This is a genomic window from Acinetobacter sp. YH12100 (genome assembly GCF_013419135.1).
In the GTDB taxonomy this organism is placed as follows: domain Bacteria; phylum Pseudomonadota; class Gammaproteobacteria; order Pseudomonadales; family Moraxellaceae; genus Acinetobacter; species Acinetobacter pseudolwoffii.
Map to the genome: position 1 here is coordinate 52,942 of NZ_VPAQ01000010.1, position 19,894 is coordinate 72,835.

Consider the following 19,894-nt stretch of genomic DNA (forward strand, 5'->3'; position numbering starts at 1 on the left):
GGCATCAAAAAACTCTTCATTGTTTCTTCATCTTTATCGTTTAATCTTTACCTGACATAAAATCAGGTTCTTGACGGGAATAAATACAATGCAAGCCATGACAAAAATAGCCTTAATCAGTGCCAGTGTTCTTTCTATGGGTGCTTTGACTGCCTGTCAATCTACCAGTAATGTACCGAACAATGAGCATCGCCAAATGATGAAACATCATCATGAGGGTAAAAAACAGCATCATCTTTCGCCTGAACAGCGCGAGCAGTTTAAGGAAAAGCGTGCGGAACGTCTGCAATTTGCCAAACAGCTGCAACAGGCCTGTGACAATAAAGCCGTAGGTTCAGCGGTTCAAATCAAGGCCGGTGATAAAACCATTGATGGCAGCTGCACTATCGTTTTTAAAGCCGATCGTAAAAACATGCAAGGCCAGCGCGGTGAACACCGCGGCATGAAAGGTGAACATCGTCCAATGCGTGCCGATGTCCGTGGCGGCATGATGCGCGGTGAAGCATTAACTGATGCAAAACGTGCAGAATTGACCAAACAGTTTGATCAACGTCTGGCTCAGCGTCAGGCACAACAACAAGCGATGCTGCAAGCCTGTCAAGGCAAGAAAGATGGTACTGCTGCACAGATCAAAGCAGGTGAACAAACAGTGAATGGTCAATGTCATGTTCGTTTCCAGCCCAAAACATCTGCCTATTAATGCATAGGAATCAATGATTCACGACAAGCACCTTCGGGTGCTTTTTTATTGCGTGCTATTTACCCTGGATAGTTGACTATTCGTATCATACAAAATATGACTAAAGCCTTTATACTCAATATGTTTAATACGTCATGCATATTAATCTTTGACTTTACAGTCACCAAGAAATCCCCCTGAAAAGCTTGTACCGCAGGGGAAGATGTTGCAGGATTAGAATCATTCCAAACCGTGTCAGTGAAGATACGTTTTTAGTTCATCTAAGATTATAACGCTGGTTAAACCAGTATTGAGGAAACCGATATGCCACAATACAAAGCGCCTTTACGTGATATGCAATTTGTGTTGCATGAATTATTAAATGCTGAACAACACTATGCAAATCTCCCTGCATTCCAAGAAAACGTAAGCCGTGAACTGGTAGATCAGTACTTAGAAGCTGCGGCTGATTTCTGTGAAAATGAACTTTCTCCGATTAACCAGGCGGGCGACCGTGAAGGTTGTACCTGGAATGACGGCGTGGTGACTACACCAACAGGCTTTAAAGAAGCGTATCAAAAATACATCGAGCTGGGCTTCCCTTCACTTTCTGCTGAAGAACAGTATGGCGGTCAAGGCTTACCGAACTCTTTAGGGATTACCATCTCTGAAATGGTCGGTACTGCGAACTGGGCATGGGGCATGTACCCTGGCCTGTCTCACGGTGCGGTTCGTACTTTAGAACACCACGGTTCAGCTGAACAAAAAGATGCTTACCTGCCTAAACTGGTTTCAGGTGAGTGGACGGGTACCATGTGCCTGACCGAATCGCATGCAGGTTCTGACCTGGGTATTATCCGTACCAAAGCCGAGCCACAAGCAGATGGCAGCTACGCCATTTCTGGCGAGAAAATCTTCATCTCTGCGGGTGAACACGACATGGCTGAAAACATCATCCATATCGTACTGGCACGTTTACCGGGCGCACCGAAAGGCACCAAAGGTATTTCATTATTCATCGTACCGAAGTTCAACCTGAATGCCGATGGCTCTATTGCCGATCGCAATGGCGTACGTTGTGGTTCAATCGAACATAAAATGGGGATCCACGGTAACGCAACCTGTGTGATCAACTTCGATAACGCGAAAGGCTTCCTGATTGGCCCTGAAAACCGTGGTCTGAACTGCATGTTCACCTTCATGAACACCGCACGTATCGGTACGGCAGTACAAGGTCTGGCAGCGTCTGAAGGTTCTTTCCAGGGTGCACTTGCCTACGCAAAAGACCGTCTGGCGATGCGTTCACTGTCTGGCCCTAAGAGCCCGGAAAAAGAAGCAGATCCAATCATTGTGCATCCAGCTGTACGTAACATGCTGCTAACCCAAAAAGCATATGCTGAAGCAGGTCGCGCACTGGTTTACCTATTGGCGCAATATGCGGACGTGGTTGAACATGCTGTAGAAGAAGCCGATCGTAAATTTGCAGACAATATCTTGTCTCTACTTACCCCAATCGCAAAAGCATTCCTGACTGAAACCGGTTCTGAAGCTGCGAAACACGGTGTGCAGGTCTTCGGTGGTCATGGCTTCATTTCTGAGCATGGCATGGAGCAAATCGTACGTGATACACGTATTGCCTGTTTGTACGAAGGTACCACTGAAATTCAGGCGCTGGACTTGTTAGGTCGTAAAGTGTTGGGTACTCAAGGTGCGATGTTGAAAGACTTCACCAAGATGATCCACAAATTTGCTGAAGCGCACAAAGACAATGCTGCAATGAAAGAATTCGTTGAGCCATTGGCTGCCTTGAACAAGGAATGGGGCGACCTGACCATGCAAATTGGTATGCGTGCGATGCAAAACCCTGAAGAAGTCGGTGCAGCTGCGGTCGATTACCTGTACTTCTCTGGTTATGTCACCCTGGCTTACCTATGGGCACGTATGGCACTGGTTGCTCAAGAGCAACTGGCTGCTGGCACCACTGAAGTTGACTTCTACAATGCCAAAGTGACCACTGCACGCTTCTACTTCAAGAAAATCCTGCCACGCGTTCGTTCACATGTTGACGTGATCGCAACAGGTGTAGAGCCATTGATGAACCTGGATGCAGAACATTTCGCATTCTAAGTTAGAATCAGACTAATCGCATCACAGAAAAAGGACGGTCAATGAACAGACAGTCCTTTTTCTTTATAACGAGTTACAGAATTAACCTTTAGTCGTCTAACATTCAGATTTTGAGTGTTTTAGACTGATTAAAACTTATTTAATCAAACAATAAACAGGTGACACACCATGCCAATTTATAACGCGCCACTTGCCGATATGAAATTCATCCTCAACGATGTCTTTAATGCAGAACAATTCTGGCAAGCCAATGAAAATTTAGCGCACCTCGATGCTGCAACAGCAGAAGCTATTCTGGAAGAAATGGCGAAATTTGCGCAAAACGTGACCCTGCCACTCAACCGTAGCGGTGATGAAGAAGGCGCAAAATATGAAAATGGCAATGTGACTACCCCTGCTGGCTTTAAAGAAGCCTTTAAACAATATGCCGAAGGCGGCTGGATCGGGTTGGGCGCAGATACCGAATGGGGCGGCCAGGAAATGCCGAAAATGCTAACGGTACTTTCTGATGAAATGCTGTTTGCCACCAACCCGTCTTTCATGCTGTATCCGCTGCTGTCTGTCGGTGCAGGTATGGCCTTAAACAGCTATGCTTCACAAGCGCAAAAACAAACCTATTTACCTAAAATTTATTCGGGTGAATGGTCGGGCACCATGTGCTTAACTGAACCACATGCCGGTACTGATCTGGGGATTATCAAGACTAAAGCTGAACGCAATGAGGATGGTAGCTATAGCATCACCGGCACCAAGATTTTCATCACTGGTGGTGACCACGACCTGGCGGAAAACATCATTCATTTAGTTCTGGCCAAAACACCAGATGCACCTGCGGGTTCACGTGGTATTTCCCTGTTCATCGTACCGAAATTCCTGGTCAATGAAGATGGTTCTGTTGGCGAACGCAATCCTGTAGGGCCAGGTTCTATCGAACACAAAATGGGCATTAAAGCTTCTGCGACCTGTGTCATGAATTTTGATGGCGCTAAAGGTTATCTGGTGGGTAAAGAAAACGAAGGTCTGGCTGCGATGTTCGTGATGATGAACTACGAACGCCTGTCCATGGGAATTCAGGGCTTAGGTGCTTCTGAATTTGCTTATCAAAATGCTGCACAATACGCGACCGATCGTTTACAGGGTCGCAGTGCGGCTGGCGTTCAATCGCCAAACAAACCGGCGGACAGTATTCTGGTGCATGGTGATGTACGCCGTATGCTGCTGAATGTACGTGCCAACAATGAAGCGTCTCGTGCCTTTGCAGTCTATGTCGGTCAGCAACTGGACATTACCAAGTTCTCTACCGATCCAGAAGCCGTGAAAAAAGCCAATGACCGCGTGGCACTACTCACGCCAATCGCAAAAGCCTATTTAACCGATACTGCCTTCCAGGCAACATTAGATGCGCAAATGGTGTTTGGTGGTCATGGCTATATCCGTGAATGGGGTGTGGAGCAATGTATCCGTGACCTGCGTATTTCCCAGATCTATGAAGGCACCAACGGCGTACAGTCACAAGATTTAATCGGTCGTAAAACCATTAAATGTGGCGGTGAATATATCTCTGAATATATCTCTGAAATCCGTGACTTTGCCAACAGTCTGGATGCAGACCTAAACTTCATTAAAGATGCCACTTTGGATGCAGCGACTGAAGTCGAATCGGTGACTCAGTTTATTCTGGAAGCAGCAAGAGAAAGTCATGATTTCCCGAACTCGACCGCGGTCGACTATCTGCACGCTGTCGGTCTGCTCAGCTTCTCGTATATGTTCGCGCGTATTGCCAATGCTGCGAAAAATAAAGAGGGCGAGTTCTATCAAAACAAACTGGCTTTGGCGAATTATTTTGTGCAACGCATTCTGCCTGAGCTGGCTCTACGCATCACCAAAGTAAAATCAGGTTCTGACCTGATCATGAACTTCTCTGAAGATTACTTCACGACTCAAGCTTAAGCTGAAACAGCCATAATCAAAAACGCCTGCTTGATGCAGGCGTTTTTATTACAATTCGAAACTTAAACTTTCTGAATCATTAAAGAATCCGGTTGATTATTGCTTTTCGGATTCAGATGTTTATTCACAATTTTGATATTCCCCTCTGACTCTAAAGACTCGCAGAGTTCCACCACCTTTTGCATATCTTCAGCCTTAATGCCTACGCCGAGGATTAATTTTTTTCCGGCTTCTAATTGGTCAATTTTTGTTTGAATTTTATCTAACACTTTTTTCTCCTATTTATTCAATGTACCACCCATACAATATAGCAATTTAGTCTAAAAAAAGCGCAAAAGTTCAAATAATTTAATCTTTATTTTTCATCCAATCATTCTGTGCATAATTTTTGCAGGTTATTCTATAAGTATTGTTTATATCACATAAAAATCAGGAGGATCTTATGCCGAAACCCCATCCCAAAGTTGAAAAACTTGAAGCCCTCCTCGACCGTTTTGGTAATCTTGCTGTAGAAAGTTTTCATTATATTGCGCTGTTTATTATTGGCTGTATGGTGATCTGGTCCGCTGGCCATACCGTCATCGATATTCTGACCGTGAAACAGTTCGCCACCATTGACGATATTCTTTTACTGTTCATCTATCTCGAACTCGGTGCCATGGTGGGGATCTATTTTAAAACCAATCATATGCCGGTACGCTTCCTGATTTATATTGCCATTACCGCACTGACCCGCTTGCTCATTGCGGACATTCAGCACACGCATAAAGCCAGTATGGATCTGGTGATTATTACCGGTTCGATCCTGATTATGGCATTTGCCATTTTAGTGGTGCGCTATGCGTCATGGACCTATCCATCGGTAATTCGTGACAAACACAGCGAGAAACCAGTGCCACAAGGCAAAACGCCTCGTCCGGAAGATGATGAGTTGGCTTGATATAAAAAATCCCCCTTGAATAAAGGGGGATTTTTAACTTAACGATTCGGCACCAGCACATAACGTCCATTTTCATAAATCCAGTAACTGCCACGCGGTGGTGCAGGTAAGCCCAGACGCTGCCAGTCACTGATAACGCTATATCTTGAACTTTCAATTCGAGCCACATTCGGATCGCCATTCACCCAGCTATAGCTATTGGAATTTTGATAAATCGTGGTCGGTGCCTGATACTGGATATTGAGACCACTTTGACTTTGAGCAGGCGGATAACCCCAATGGGTCGGTCGTTGTGGGTAATGTGGTCTAGGTGGCATCGGACGCTGCGGATAAGAGTGCCGTGGTGGATCATAAGAGCGTGATGGTGCAGCGCGGTAATTCGGCTTAGAACGTTCAACCCCTGTATATCCGCCCCAAGCGTTTCCGGCCATCGTCTGTGCAGAAGCCCCCAATAGCAATGCAGCAAATATTGCACTCAATAACACTATTTTCATTTGAGCTTCCTCTCAATCACTCGTTTATATTTTAAACAAAATAAATGCAGAAAATATGAATACGCTTACTGACCCTGCAATTTTTTGTAATGTGCCTGCGTATTTTCAATCTAGCAGGCCCATCGGCAGGCGACTGCTTTATGCTAAAATCACTTTTTTAATGTTTCGAGTTGAATACTGTGTCTGATTTAAATTTCGATCGTTTACATGAATATTTTTCTAAAGTGCCGAGTGTTCAAAAAGAACGGATTGATAGCTATGGTTCAGATGGCAAACAGGCATGGTGGTTTAAATTTCAGATCAATGTAGATCATCCGTTGGCTTGGCAGACCGTACAGGAACTAGGTCATGTCCTGAATTATATTTCTAAAAATGAACGTCTTCCGACTCAGTTCCTGCCAGTATCGCCACCACCGTATATGAATGGTGTCGCCAAAGATTTCTTGTCTTGGGTGATTCAATGTAATCATGCCAATTTCCCGCCAGATGTAGTCTGTGACTGGCTAGAAGCGCGTTTACCCAATCCGGTCGACCATGAAGAGCAATGGAAAATTAAAACGGATCTTGCTGAACTTGAAGCATTGTCCGATAAAGAACTGGATGAACTGGTTCCACCGAATCCGGAGCCTTAAAAAATCCCTCCTACCCTCCCTTTAAAAAAGGGAGGTAAAGTCCCTCTTTTCAAAAGAGGGATTTAGGGAGATTATTAGAGATGCTAAAACGTCGACCAGCCGCTCCATTCCATAAAGCGGTACAGCCAATATTTAGACCATGAATTGTCTTCATATTGTCTATAGTCCACACTCATCACACGGCCATTCAGATTTGACCATGCACCATCAAAATATTGTTGGGCATCTTTAAACACTTCTGCCTGATGCTGACCCAGCACGCGCATATTGGTTTCCAGATTATAGTTTTTCAGATTGCGTGCGGTGAAATTGGCCGAGCCTAAAATCATTTCAGCCTGCTGAGCATTACGCTTCATCAATATTTTGCTATGACATTGCTCACCCTGGGTATTGCACCAGCGTACATCAATGCCTGCCTTGTGCAGTTCCGAAGCCACCTGTCGGTTTGGAATCCCGTTTTTCTCACGGCCAAAGGCATCTTTATTGGGATCGAGTAAAACCCGAACCTTAACCCCGCGTTCATGCGCCGCAATCAGACTTTTAATAATCTTACGCTCGGACAGATAAAACATGGCCAGATCAATCTGTTCATTTTCTTTCGCCGTCTGAATCAGATTTAAAGTCGCATCATAAATGGCTTTTTCCGTCAGTACCTGAACTTGTGGCTGGGTATTTTCTGCCTGAAAATCGCCCGCGATAATGGCTGGCATATTGGCCTGTGACATGATGCCGACCGATTGTTCTGTTCTCAGAATATCCACGGCTGTGGTTCCCCAGACCAATAAACCGATATTGGAATGCCGCGAACTCCCATCATGCGGATTCATGGAGGTGACCAGCGCTTTCCAGCCCTGATCGGTGTCTACCACCAAGGTTTTACGATGATTGGCTTTAAAGTTAAATAAATCAAAATAACTGCGCAGAGTAATTTTTTCTGGGCCAAATGGATTCGGCAACCAGCCTTTTTCCGGATTATTACCAATGCCCTGGCAACATAAATACCAGAACCCCGACCAGCTCGGATTGGACGCCCGCAAAGGGATCAGATTGGTTTCAATTACATCGATACCATGCTGACGTAACTTGCGATACTGCTCGGACTGAATTCCGCCATAGACTGAATTGATCGGATCGGTAATGAACTTGATTTCAACTTGCGGTTGCAGCAGACGTTTACTGATTAAGGCATCGCTCAACTGTTGACTCAATGCCTGATGTTCCTGTGTCGAGGCACCGGTTTGCTGATTAAATAAAAACAGATCCAGTACAATCAGTGATTTGGCCTCTTCAATCATCTTCAGCATTTCATTAAAAATACGATGATCTAAGTGCTGTTTTCCTTCGGCATCCAGATAAGTCCGGTCGGCCAGAAACTTGACTTCGGCATGGCGCAGCTTGCCGGTGTAATTCAGACCTTCCGGCAAAGGCTTATAAGTATGATAAACAGCAGATGCCAGATAACTGACCGCCAGTAGACTGATAATCAATGCCGCATAACGGCGATTTGACCAGTTCAGTTTATTGTGAATTCGTTGAAAGATACGCATAAGAAAAAACCTAACCCAATATGCTCAGGCTAGGTTTTATCAGATGATTTTTCAAGTCAATTTCAGTGACATCTCTTTGATTTGGTCAGTTATTTCATCACTGCTTTAGAAATCATACTGCACACCGACGCTAAAGTTACGACCGACTTGCGGAATATTCGACAGGAACGAGGTATGGGAATAGACCTGATCATCGAGCAGGTTATTGGCCTTGAAATACACCCGATAAGCATTGTTATCTGCAAGGGTATTGGTATAGCTTAAGCCCACATTGACCATGTTGTAGCCTTGGGTTTCCTCTTCATAGCTGGCAATCTTGTCCTGATTGAAGACATGATAATATTCAGCCAGACCTGACCAGCCATCGGCAAAATCTGCTTCCACTTTGCTGCCTAAGCGACCGGCAGGAATACGTGGTGCATTCTCAGCTTCAATTTTGCCACACACGTAATCGCCAAAGATACTCAGCTTGTACATATCATTGATCTGATAACCGGCTTGAGCCTCAGTGCCATAGAATCTGGCCTGGTCTTGGGTATATTGCACGCCGCGCAAATTACCTTTCTGCGCTACCGTTTCGCCATAAATATAATCATCAAACCAGTTGTGATAGACATGCACATGGTAATCCAGTTTATCCCCTGCATAGTGCAGACCTAATTCAAGATTATTTGACCTTTCTTTATCAAGATCAGGATTCCCCAATTCATAGGTATTGGTCGCAAAATGCAGACCATCAGCATACAGCTCTTGCGCTAGAGGCAAACGCTGTTGATGTGATCCCACTACAGACAGTTTGTAATTCGGTGCAAACTCCCAATTCGCAGCCGCAGATGCAGAAACACCCGTACCTGAATAATCTTTCTGCTCCGAATCTACTTTTACTTTTTGATGATCGACACGTGCTCCAAGTTCAACATGAACATCGCCGAACTGCTTATGTTCTAAAGCAAAAAGGCTGTATTTTTGGGTTTTGGTATCTGCCATTAACACATCATGATTATGACCCGCATGCTCACTCTGATCGTGCTCATGTCCTTCATGATCGTGTTCTGCATGACTATGCGATTCTGGAGCCGATAAATTAATTTTCTGCTGTGAAAGCTGGGTGCCAATGACACCTTCCCAACCTGCAACAGGAACATGCACCAGTTCTAAACGTCCATCATAACCCTTACTTTTAAAGTTGCTGATGACTGCATTTTCTTCCAGTTCATCATGTTCATAATCGGTAAAGCTGGCATGCGCACGCAACTTGTCAAAACCGGCAAAAGGTTGTTCTAGCTCGGTACGAACATCATAACGCTCAGAGTTTAAATCTACCCACGGCCCTGCTGTTTCTTCATGATCATGCTCATCTTCACCCGGTTTTGGACAGTGAAAATGATCGCCATGAATTTCACAGCCATGATATTCATGGCTGTGTCCTGGCAGACCATATTGGTCTTGGCGGTTACTATAAGATAAGCCGACAAAACCACGGTCATGGATCCATGATCCACCAATATTCACCGTTTGCCCTTCGGCAAAGGTATTGTCTACACGGCGTTTTTTTACACTATGTTCATGCTCATGTATATGAATCTCACCATTATCTTCAACATGCTCTTCTTTGTGGGTATGCGTATCAAAATAACCAGGGGCAATATAATCATTGGCCTTACGTTTTGAGCCTTCTACACGCAAAGCAAAATTTTCACCAATTCCAGCCGTAATTCCTGCACTGGCCAGTTTCTCATCACTACAGGTGTTATAGCGCAGACCGACTGTACCTTCCAGACCATCTTCAGGCATTTGCGTTGGAATTTTCTGATCGGTGACATTGACCAGACCACCCACTGTTCCTGCTGCATAGAGCAACGTCGATGGCCCACGAATCACTTCGACCTGTTTCGCCAAAATCGGATCGACGGTGACGGCGTGATCTGGAGATAACGTGGAAACATCGGCTGTCTCTGAAGCATGCTGCAAGACTTTGACACGTGGCCCATCTTGCCCACGAATCACCGGACGGCTGGCCCCCGTACCAAACTGGTTAGAATATACGCCCAGTTCATCTGCCAATGCATCTCCAATGGTGGTTGCACGTTCAGACAAGGCTTTCTGATCTACAACATGATCCGCTACCGCAAAGTCCGCTGCAGTCTGCACCAATGGATGAGCTTGCACCTGAATCGTGTCCATGGTCTGAACCGGGATAGAAGAGGAAGATTGCTCTGCAAATACTGTAGGCGCAACTACAGCAAAAATTGAAAGTGTTATTAGATTCTTAGGGAAGGACATGACTGAAGCTCAAATTCACCATTTTGGATGAATGTTATAATATAACATTTCATTGTTTTTGCAATCCTTTACGATAATCCATCGCATATTTTATTAGAATGTGTTTTCTGGTTATTTTCATCTTTAAAAAAACTTTTATGCCCTTTACCCTGTCTCATGCTGTACTTGCGCCACCTCTTTCACGTTTAAGCGGAAACCGGCTTCCGATTGCTGCATTGGCGATTGGCTGTATGGTGCCCGATTTACATCGTCTGTTTAGTTCCAGCAATTCGAATGTTACGCATTTATGGTCCTCGCTGATTCATCCGGACCTGTGGATCGGGTTGGGCTTTTGTGCAATCTGGTATGCTCTATATCGGCCAGCCATTTACCGCTTTGTCGGAATTCAGCATGATCTAAATATTCACACTCTCATTTCAGCATTCAAGTTTTTTCTGGCAGTTTGTCTGGCGGTGATCATCGGTACTGCCACGCATTTAATCTGGGATGGTTTGACTCATGTAGACTTTCGTACTTTTGCTTTTCATGATTTTCTAGCACGACCATTTCAGCTTTTTGGACACAGTTATCCGCTGCATCGAATTTTACAAATCGGCACTTCCTTTCTGGCCTTACCGTTTATGCTGTGGATGAGCGTGCATTACTATAAAAAACATCAGCAATATCTGGCAGTGAACCTGAAAATCAAAGCTTATGCCTGCGGATTATTGCTGTTTTCGATATTCACTGGCCTATTTTCAGTCTGGGATTATGCACGTTATATCTCTACAGAAGTCTGGCAATCCGATCTGTACTATTTTACCGGCCGTTCCATCAATCAATTCAGTCAGGGTTTTCTGATCACTTTTAGTCTGGGCTGTTTGCTGTTTTTATTTTTAGATCGCGATCGCCGGATGGGCTAAGCAAAGTGCTGGCTTTTATCTCATTCACTTTAAAATGATATTGTTTTTGACCCAAGTTCTTGTGACAACATGCCCAAAGAGGCATAATCCTACCTCTACTCAAAGCGGTACGCTGTTTACGTATTCGCTGACCTTAACCCATATAGTTGGATTTCTAACGCTATGATGCGAACTCATTACTGCGGTTCTTTAACCGAAACTCAAATTGACCAGACTGTAACATTATGCGGCTGGGTTCACCGTCGCCGTGACCACGGTGGTGTGATTTTCCTTGATATGCGTGACCGTGACGGTCTTGTTCAAGTGGTTATTGACCCGGATACCCCTGAAGCATTCGCAACTGCGGACAAAGTACGTTCAGAATTCGTATTAAAAATTACAGGCCGTGTACGTCGCCGTTATGAAGGCACAGAAAATGCCAATATGGTGAGCGGTCAGATCGAAGTCTTGGGTAAAGAAATTGAAGTTCTTGCTCAGTCAGACACTCCGCCATTCCCTTTGAATGACGAAAACACCAATATTTCTGAAGAAATTCGTTTGAAATACCGTTTCTTGGACATCCGTCGTCCAGAGATGTTAGATCGCCTACGTTTCCGTTCTAAATTGACCAACCTGATTCGTAACTACTTCGAAGACAATGGTTTCCTGGACGTTGAAACTCCAATTTTGACTCGCGCGACGCCTGAAGGTGCACGTGACTATCTAGTTCCAAGCCGTGTTTCTAACGGTAGCTTCTACGCACTGCCACAATCTCCACAGCTATTCAAACAGTTGTTGATGGTGGGCGGTATTGATCGTTACTACCAGATCGCGAAATGTTTCCGTGATGAAGACTTACGTGCTGACCGTCAGCCTGAATTCACCCAGATCGACGTTGAAACATCGTTCATGAGTGACGATGACATTATGGATTTAATGGAAACTTTAACCGTGAAGATGTTCAAAGAACTTCTAAACGTAGAGTTTGATAAATTCCCACGCATGACCTACAACGATGCTATGCGTGACTATGCATCTGACAAACCAGATATGCGTATTCCTTTGAAACTGGTTGACGTTGCAGACCTCATGCAAGACGTTGAGTTCAAAGTATTCGCAGGCCCTGCTAAAGATCCTAAAGGTCGTATCGTTGCGCTTCGCGTACCGGGTGCTGGTTCACTTCCACGTAGCGCGATTGATGAATACACCAAATTTGTAGGCATCTACGGTGCACGCGGTTTGGCTTACATCAAAGTCAACGAACTTGAAAAAGGTATCGAAGGTCTTCAATCTCCAATCGTGAAATTCATCGAGCCAATCGTGCTTGATCTATTGAAACGTGTTGGCGCTGAAAATGGCGACATCGTATTCTTCGGTGCAGACAAAGCCAAAGTTGTAAACGATGCCATGGGCGCGCTTCGTGTGAAGATCGGTCATGACATGAAACTTGCAACTTGTGAGTGGGCGCCACTTTGGGTTGTTGATTTCCCAATGTTCGAAGAAACTGATGATGGTAAATGGACGTCTGTGCATCACCCATTCACGCTGCCTAAATCTAGCGTAGAAGAAGTGAAGAACAACCCAGGCGCTGCTCTGTCTGTTGCTTACGATATGGTATTGAACGGTACTGAAATCGGTGGTGGTTCACTGCGTATTCACAACCTTGAAATGCAAAAAGCGATCTTTGAAGCGCTTGGTATTGGTGAAGAAGAAGCGGAAGAGAAATTCAGCTTCTTATTAAATGCATTACGTTACGGTGCTCCTCCGCATGGTGGTTTGGCATTCGGTCTTGACCGTCTGGTAATGTTGATGACTGGTGCATCTTCAATCCGTGACGTGATCGCATTCCCGAAAACCAAAACTGCGGAATGTCCATTGACGCAAGCACCGGCACCAGTTGAATCAAACCAACTGCGTGACCTTGGTATTCGCTTACGTGAAAAACCAAAAGCTGAATCTCAAGAATAATTCTTGAAGATTTAAGTGAAAAGCCCTGCCTTGCGCGGGGCTTTTTTTGTGTGATTGAGTCGACTCTGGAACAGTGGCATAATAGCGATAGTTTTTAATCTAAGGTAATTCGCAATGGCTATGCGTCCTGCAGTTCGTAATCGCAGCATTATGCTTATTGTATTTTCAGTGGTTCAATGGCTGTTCATGCGTTATATCCTTGCCAACAACCTGTTCAACCTCGATACCAATGAACGTATTGTGTATTTTTGCCTGAGCAGTATTTTAGGTGCCTTACTGATTTTCGTCGGTTTGATTTATATGGTGCTGAAGGGCAATCCAGATAAAGACCTATAATCTGACGCTCTGGATAGCATGTACACCTTACTCAAAAATTTCTCCAAATTTCCATTAAGATTGATTCAAAATCTTGCGCAACTGGCTGGATCTCTTTTGTATCTCAGCCATTCTTCTGCACGCCGAGTAACTGAGATTAATCTGGCCTCTGCCTATCCTGAACTTTCGGAATCTGAACGCGCTGATTTAAGTAAACGCAGCCTGAAAAGTCAGTGTATGACCTATGCGGAATCGGTCAAGATTTGGGGTTCATCACCCGATTATGCGCTGTCTTTAATTCGAGATGTGCATGGTGCAGATTTATTTATTCAGGCTTTAAAAAACCCGCATGGCTGCTTGGCGGTAGTGCCTCATTTTGGCACGTGGGAGCTGTTGAATGTCTGGGTCAATCAACATACCTCTCCTGTGATTATGTATAAGCCCAGCAAAAATGAAGATGTCGATCGCTTTATGCTGGAAGCTCGGCAACGTCTGAATGCGACACTGGTTCCGACCGATGATTCTGGTGTGCGTGCTTTATTTAAGCATCTCAAACAGGGTGGTTTTTCTGCGATTTTACCGGATCATGTCCCGAAAGAATCTGGTGGAATCTATTCTTATTTTTATGGTCAAAATGCGCTATCTTCTACGCTTCTTTCCAAACTTGCGGCTAAAACACAATGCTCTGTGGTTGGACTCAGTTGTTTAAGACGTGAAGATTTATCGGGTTATGATATTTACGTGACTGAATTATCAAATGATATTTTATCTAAAGACTTACAGCTTTCCGTCGATACTTTAAATAAAGAAATGGAGCGCATGATTAATTACGCTCCGGAGCAGTATTTGTGGGGGTATAAGAGGTTTAGGAAGATAAAATCCGGTGAAAAGATGTATATTTAAATATAAGAATTTATTATTTAATATCAACACAATATAAGTTTCTAATTATCGTTAATTATTGTTAAAATATAAAGGAATTAAACTCTATAATCCGCTTATGCAAATTAAATTAATTCCATTACAAACTCATGGTGATGAACGCGGCTCACTTGTAGCATTAGAGCAGGATAAAAATATCCCCTTTAAAATTAAACGTGTTTATTACCTCTTTAATACAGTTGAAGGTGTGCGGAGAGGTTTTCACGCACATAAAAACTTATCACAAGTCGTTATTGCTGTTAGGGGATCATGTCGGTTTCTTCTTGATGATGGAAAAGAAAAAATTAACTTACTTCTAGATAATCCAGCACAAGGTCTACTCATTGAGTCTGCTATTTGGAGGGAAATGTATGATTTTTCAGAAGATTGTGTGCTTATGGTTTTAGCCAATAACTTTTATGATGAAGCAGATTATATTCGTGATTATAATGAGTTTTTAAAAATCTATGGACAATGAGTTAAATTTTTACCAACACCCCTTAAGTGATAATCAATGTAAAAATATCGGTAAAAATACTAAAATTTGGCAATTTGTTGTAATTTTACCAAAAGCCCAAATTGGCGAAAACTGCAATATTTGCGCGCACACCCTAATCGAAAATGATGTAAAAATCGGAAATAATGTCACAATTAAATCTGGTGTTTTTATTTGGGATGGCATTACTCTTGAGGACAATGTATTTGTTGGTCCAAATGCAACTTTTACCAATGACCTTAAACCACGGTCTAAAAAATATCCCGATAAATTTTTAACCACCCTTGTGCAAAAAGGTGCATCTATTGGAGCCAATGCAACAATGTTACCAGGTATAACTATTGGCCATAATAGTTTAATTGGTGCTGGGGCTGTTGTTACTAAAGATGTGCCACCATATGCTATTGTCGCTGGAAATCCAGCTCAAATTATAGGACATACAAATCGTGATTAACTTTTTAGACTTAAAAAAAATTAATCAACAATATCGTCAAGAATTAATAGAAGCATCTACTCGTGTGATTGATTCTGGTTGGTATATCAATGGAAATGAATTAGCGCGATTTGAAAATAATTTTGCACAATATTGTGGTACCCAACATGCAATTGGTGTTGCAAATGGGTTAGATGCGCTTATTTTAGTACTACGAGCATGGAAAGAACTTGGAAAACTCAACGATGGCGATGAAATTCTTGTTCCAGCAAATACCTACATTGCGAGTATTTTAGCCATATCTGCAAATAATCTAAAACCAGTTTTAGTCGAACCCGATATTAATACTTATAATTTAGATCCGAAGCTAATTGAAGAAAAAATTACATCAAAAACAAAAGCCATTATTGCAGTTCATTTATATGGCCAATTGGCAAATATGCCACACATTATGCGAGTTGCAAAAAAATACAACCTTCTAGTTCTGGAAGATTCAGCTCAAGCACATGGCGCAGAAATTGAAGGTAAAAAAGCTGGAAATTGGGGGGATGCATCTGGATTTAGTTTTTATCCAGGAAAAAATTTAGGTGCATTGGGAGATGCTGGTGCAATTACAACTAATTGTGATGAGCTGGCAGAAGTATTGGTTGCACTTAGAAACTATGGCTCACATGAAAAATATGTAAATAAATATATAGGCATGAATAGTCGCTTAGATGAAATACAAGCAGCTCTTTTAAATGTAAAGTTAAAATATTTAGATATAGATACACAGGCTAGACGTAATATTGCTCAAATTTATCAAAGTAATTTACAGAACTTAAATATAGAACTCCCTACTATTAGCAATATATTAGATAATAAAAGTCATGTTTGGCATCTTTTCGTCATTCGTTGCAAACATCGTGAAAAACTACAGGAATATTTATCTAGGAAGAATATTCAGTCACTCATTCACTACCCTATTCCACCACATAAGCAACAAGCATATGCTCATTTAAACCATCTAACATTTTCAATTACTGAAGAAATTCATAATAGTGTGTTAAGCCTACCTATATCTCCTTGTCTAACTGAAAGTGAGGTTCTTTACACATGTGAAATGATTAAGAGTTTTTTTAATGACTAACAATATCCAGCAACGCCCAGTGCCCTCTGTCACGATTGCTCTTTTTTGCTATAACCAAGAAAGCTATATTGAAGATGCTTTAAACTCGGTTTTGAACCAAGATTACTCCCCCTTAAGCATCATAATTTCAGATGACTGTTCAAAAGATAATACTGTTAAAATTATTTCAACAGTCCTTAAAAATTATCAGGGGCCACATACAGTAGTTTTTAATCAAAATGCTCAAAACCTTGGATTAATAAAGCATATTAATTATGTAAGCAGTTTAGTCGATACAGATTTATTAGTTGCCGCTGCTGGTGATGATATATCATTACCAAATCGTGTTTCTGAAATTATCCATGCTTATTGTTTAGCACCAACACAACCAACCTCTATTTATTCATCCGTCACAAAATTAAGTCCTGAAGGCGTGTTATCTGATATTTGGGAACCACCTATTAAGAATATAGGACATTCAATTGAAAATTGTGCACTTGAGGGTGGCCTAATTATTGGTGCTGCACATGCATGGCATAAATCAATTTATGAAGTTTTTGGTGAAATTACTGAGCTAGGAGCTTATGAAGACTTAGTTATTGCTTATCGTAGTGCAATCTTAGGAGGCTTACTATATATCGACAAACCGTTAGTTAATTATAGAACAGATGTTGGTATATCTAATCTAGGCACTCAAAATTTAAATCATGTTGAACAATTTACTCGATATCAAAAAATTATGCTTCCTGTACTAAGACAACGACTCTTAGACTCAGCAAAAATTTCTAATGATCAAACTAGAGAGAGCATTAAGAAAAAAATTGAAAGAAAAATTAATGCAATTTATTTAGAAAAAGCATTTAATCAAGGAATACCTATCAAAGAACTTGTATCACAAGCATTTAAATCAAATACATTAATGCATTTATTTAAGCTTTTTCGTAGAAAAATCAAAAAAAAATTAGTGTAAACATCTACAATTTAAGCTTAATAGGTTAAAATTTTATATACTGAATACGTTGATATAGACAGCAAAATGCAGATAACACCAATTTTTTTCAGTTTTGATAGGCTTTGTTGCACAAAGATTTGAAATGCAAAGCGCCCCTAATTGAGCCAAATTTAAGGCGTAACTTGGGTAAGTGGTCGACCTAATTCCGTAAATCTGTTAAGGACTGCTACACGTGCATGGATCTCATTCACTTGGCTATCAAAACTCCTTGCACTAAGTTTATCTCCTAATAATTTGATGCAATGCATCTTAGTTTCAACCAAACTTCGCCGATGATAGCCTGACCATTTTTTCCATAGTGTCCTACCTAAACGTTTAATTGTTCGAAGTAATTCATTTCGCTCTAGCGAGCTACTCTTTGTATCTTTCCATGGTTTCGCATTTTTTCTAGGTGGAATCACCGCATGCGCTTGCCGATCTGCAATGACCTGACGGCATTGCTTGGTGTCATAAGCTCCATCGGTATAAACAGAGTTAATCTGCTCATCTTGTGGAATCTGATTAAGTAAATCACCAAGCACCTGTGAATCACTGACATTATTGGTTGTAAGCTGAACTGCTCGTATTTGTAGGGTTTTAGCATCTATACCAATATGAAGTTTACGCCATTGGCGACGATATTCAGGTCCATGTTTCTTGCGTTTCCATTCGCCCTCACCTAGAAACTTCATGCCTGTAGAGTCCATGAGTAGATGCAGCCCATCGCTACTTTTTTGGTAGCTGATTACAATATCAATATGCTTTTGTCTTCTACAAAGCGTGGTGTAATCTGGAGCTATCCAATTTAATCCGCAAAGTTTAATCAGACTTTGCACAAAGCCAGTGACCATACGTAAAGACAGACGGAATAAGGATTTAATCATTAAGCAGCATTGGATGGCTGCGTCGGAGTAGGTTTGATTTCGCCCTTGTTTGCCTTTTGATGGCGCATACCATTGCGTAGCAGGATCAAACCAAATGGCAATATTTCCGCGACTCATGAGTGCTCGGTTATATGCGGGCCAATTGGTTGTGCGGTAGATTTTGTGTGTAGGCTTCTTCATTTGAAAATTATATCGCTGAAAAAGCCTTTACAGATAGGTTTGTGCAACAAAGCCGTTTTGATAACAATTATGTTCCTCAGGCTGCTGTCACTTTTGAAAGTTTACTCACCAATGCTAAACCTGACATATTTTATAAACTTTATGTTATCCATTCTGGCATCGACACTTCGAATAGAAACGCATTATTAGCGCAAGTTTCAATACATCAAAATGCAACATTAGACTTTATTGATGTTTCGGGTAAATTCAATATCGATTTCTCAAATCAAAAATTTTGCACAGGTCATGTAGGTTCGATATTCACAGTTGAAACTTTGTACAGATGCTTACCTATGCTTCTTCCTGAATTTGATCAATACGATCAAATTATTTATTCAGATGTTGATATTGTCGTTGTTGATGATATCTCCGAATTATCTTCTATTAATATTACTAACTCTTATATCGCTGGTATTCATTTACCACACTTTCTAAACCATCAAGTAAGTCATTTACCTCAAAATATTCAAGATACTTACATAGGTGGTGGTCTTTGGATTATGAATTTAAAAAAGATGAGAGAAGCTAATCTTGGAAAAAAAATCTTAGATATTCTCGAAAATCCACCTTGCAGACTCATATGGAATGACCAAGATGTTATTAACTTAGCATGTAGCCCACATATTCAATATATTTCATACAGATATTGTTCAATTCCATCATGGCGTGAGCTATTAAAAGAAATGCAATATGAAGATGAGCGATATCCAAATAAAGCATTTTACGATGCAACTTATCGACCAAAAATCATCCACTATGCTGCTCAAAAACCTTGGGCAAAAATAGATAGACCACCTTTATCAGATATTTGGTATTATTGGTTAAGCAAAACATCATTTGCACATTTATTTAATGAAAATATCGAAAGCTCAAAGCCAACTGTTTATTTACTGAATTTTATTAAACTTCCTCTTTCTTGGGTCAAAATTAAAGGAAATCAAATAAAAGTGAAGTGCTTTGGCTTTATCCCGTTATTTAAACTTAAAAAGTAACCAACCCCAAAAGGATCTATCGATATAGATCCTT

The 19,894-nt window shown here is 41.9% G+C and carries 19 protein-coding genes; 14 read left to right on the plus strand and 5 right to left on the minus strand.

Features of this window, described 5'->3' with window-relative positions:
* Positions 1–88: 88 nt before the first annotated feature.
* The 3 genes from FTU40_RS08465 (at position 89) to FTU40_RS08475 (ending at position 4,756) form a co-directional block, all read left to right on the plus strand.
* Entirely contained in the window at positions 89–700 is a 612-nt protein-coding gene (locus FTU40_RS08465; RefSeq protein WP_180040512.1) for a hypothetical protein, read from the plus strand.
* A 303-nt stretch (positions 701–1,003) separates the two neighbouring features.
* Positions 1,004–2,806, plus strand: a complete 1,803-nt coding sequence (locus FTU40_RS08470; RefSeq protein WP_005172595.1) for an acyl-CoA dehydrogenase C-terminal domain-containing protein — start codon at positions 1,004–1,006, stop codon at positions 2,804–2,806.
* 168 nt (positions 2,807–2,974) lie between these two features.
* The gene (locus FTU40_RS08475) at positions 2,975–4,756 is read left to right on the plus strand and encodes an acyl-CoA dehydrogenase C-terminal domain-containing protein (protein WP_005172597.1); all 1,782 of its coding nucleotides are present in this window, start codon (positions 2,975–2,977) and stop codon (positions 4,754–4,756) included.
* 62 nt (positions 4,757–4,818) lie between these two features.
* Here the strand turns inward: FTU40_RS08475 and FTU40_RS08480 are convergent, their stop codons facing one another.
* The gene (locus FTU40_RS08480) at positions 4,819–5,025 is read right to left on the minus strand and encodes a hypothetical protein (protein WP_005095746.1); all 207 of its coding nucleotides are present in this window, start codon (positions 5,023–5,025) and stop codon (positions 4,819–4,821) included.
* 173 nt (positions 5,026–5,198) lie between these two features.
* Between FTU40_RS08480 and FTU40_RS08485 the strand changes: the two genes are divergently transcribed.
* Positions 5,199–5,696: a phosphate-starvation-inducible protein PsiE gene (locus tag FTU40_RS08485; RefSeq protein WP_005095743.1), complete on the plus strand. Its 498-nt coding sequence runs from the start codon at positions 5,199–5,201 to the stop codon at positions 5,694–5,696.
* Positions 5,697–5,734: 38 nt separating this feature from the next.
* Here FTU40_RS08485 and FTU40_RS08490 read toward each other — a convergent pair whose 3' ends face one another.
* Complete coding sequence (locus FTU40_RS08490) at positions 5,735–6,190, minus strand: RcnB family protein (protein WP_005095740.1); 456 nt, start codon at positions 6,188–6,190, stop codon at positions 5,735–5,737.
* A gap of 179 nt (positions 6,191–6,369) precedes the next feature.
* Here FTU40_RS08490 and FTU40_RS08495 point away from each other — a divergent pair, with 179 nt between their 5' ends.
* Positions 6,370–6,822 (plus strand): hypothetical protein, encoded by a 453-nt coding sequence (locus FTU40_RS08495; RefSeq protein WP_005095738.1) that lies wholly within the window; start codon positions 6,370–6,372, stop codon positions 6,820–6,822.
* A gap of 83 nt (positions 6,823–6,905) precedes the next feature.
* Here FTU40_RS08495 and FTU40_RS08500 read toward each other — a convergent pair whose 3' ends face one another.
* Together FTU40_RS08500 and znuD are read right to left on the minus strand one after the other, a co-directional pair.
* Positions 6,906–8,369, minus strand: coding sequence for a phospholipase D-like domain-containing protein (locus FTU40_RS08500; RefSeq protein ID WP_074384052.1), 1,464 nt, complete (start codon positions 8,367–8,369; stop codon positions 6,906–6,908).
* 105 nt (positions 8,370–8,474) lie between these two features.
* Complete coding sequence (gene znuD, locus FTU40_RS08505) at positions 8,475–10,652, minus strand: zinc piracy TonB-dependent receptor ZnuD (RefSeq protein ID WP_180040514.1); 2,178 nt, start codon at positions 10,650–10,652, stop codon at positions 8,475–8,477.
* 137 nt (positions 10,653–10,789) lie between these two features.
* Between znuD and FTU40_RS08510 the strand changes: the two genes are divergently transcribed.
* The 8 genes from FTU40_RS08510 to FTU40_RS08545 all read left to right on the plus strand — a co-directional run bounded on the left by FTU40_RS08510 (position 10,790) and on the right by FTU40_RS08545 (position 17,744).
* The gene (locus tag FTU40_RS08510; RefSeq protein ID WP_034609136.1) at positions 10,790–11,554 is read left to right on the plus strand and encodes a DUF4184 family protein; all 765 of its coding nucleotides are present in this window, start codon (positions 10,790–10,792) and stop codon (positions 11,552–11,554) included.
* Between the two features lie 162 nt (positions 11,555–11,716).
* Entirely contained in the window at positions 11,717–13,501 is a 1,785-nt protein-coding gene (aspS, locus tag FTU40_RS08515) for an aspartate--tRNA ligase (protein ID WP_180040516.1), read from the plus strand.
* A gap of 114 nt (positions 13,502–13,615) precedes the next feature.
* Positions 13,616–13,837: a hypothetical protein gene (locus FTU40_RS08520; RefSeq protein ID WP_004733007.1), complete on the plus strand. Its 222-nt coding sequence runs from the start codon at positions 13,616–13,618 to the stop codon at positions 13,835–13,837.
* An 18-nt stretch (positions 13,838–13,855) separates the two neighbouring features.
* Entirely contained in the window at positions 13,856–14,719 is an 864-nt protein-coding gene (locus FTU40_RS08525; protein ID WP_180040518.1) for a lysophospholipid acyltransferase family protein, read from the plus strand.
* Positions 14,720–14,816: 97 nt separating this feature from the next.
* On the plus strand, positions 14,817–15,215 hold the full coding sequence (locus FTU40_RS08530; protein ID WP_180040521.1) for an FdtA/QdtA family cupin domain-containing protein: 399 nt from the start codon (positions 14,817–14,819) through the stop codon (positions 15,213–15,215).
* Positions 15,205–15,687: an acyltransferase gene (locus tag FTU40_RS08535; RefSeq protein ID WP_180040523.1), complete on the plus strand. Its 483-nt coding sequence runs from the start codon at positions 15,205–15,207 to the stop codon at positions 15,685–15,687. The genes FTU40_RS08530 and FTU40_RS08535 overlap by 11 nt, the downstream gene beginning before the upstream one ends.
* Positions 15,680–16,795 carry a DegT/DnrJ/EryC1/StrS family aminotransferase gene (locus FTU40_RS08540; RefSeq protein ID WP_180040525.1) on the plus strand — a complete coding sequence of 372 codons (1,116 nt, stop codon included), beginning with the start codon at positions 15,680–15,682 and terminating at the stop codon, positions 16,793–16,795. Before FTU40_RS08535 ends, FTU40_RS08540 begins: the two co-directional genes overlap by 8 nt.
* Positions 16,788–17,744: a glycosyltransferase gene (locus FTU40_RS08545; protein ID WP_180040527.1), complete on the plus strand. Its 957-nt coding sequence runs from the start codon at positions 16,788–16,790 to the stop codon at positions 17,742–17,744. Before FTU40_RS08540 ends, FTU40_RS08545 begins: the two co-directional genes overlap by 8 nt.
* 152 nt (positions 17,745–17,896) lie before the next feature.
* Here the strand turns inward: FTU40_RS08545 and FTU40_RS08550 are convergent, their stop codons facing one another.
* On the minus strand, positions 17,897–18,829 hold the full coding sequence (locus tag FTU40_RS08550; protein ID WP_063454701.1) for an IS5-like element ISAba12 family transposase: 933 nt from the start codon (positions 18,827–18,829) through the stop codon (positions 17,897–17,899).
* Between the two features lie 41 nt (positions 18,830–18,870).
* Between FTU40_RS08550 and FTU40_RS08555 the strand changes: the two genes are divergently transcribed.
* Entirely contained in the window at positions 18,871–19,860 is a 990-nt protein-coding gene (locus FTU40_RS08555; protein ID WP_180040529.1) for a glycosyltransferase, read from the plus strand.
* Positions 19,861–19,894: the final 34 nt, after the last annotated feature.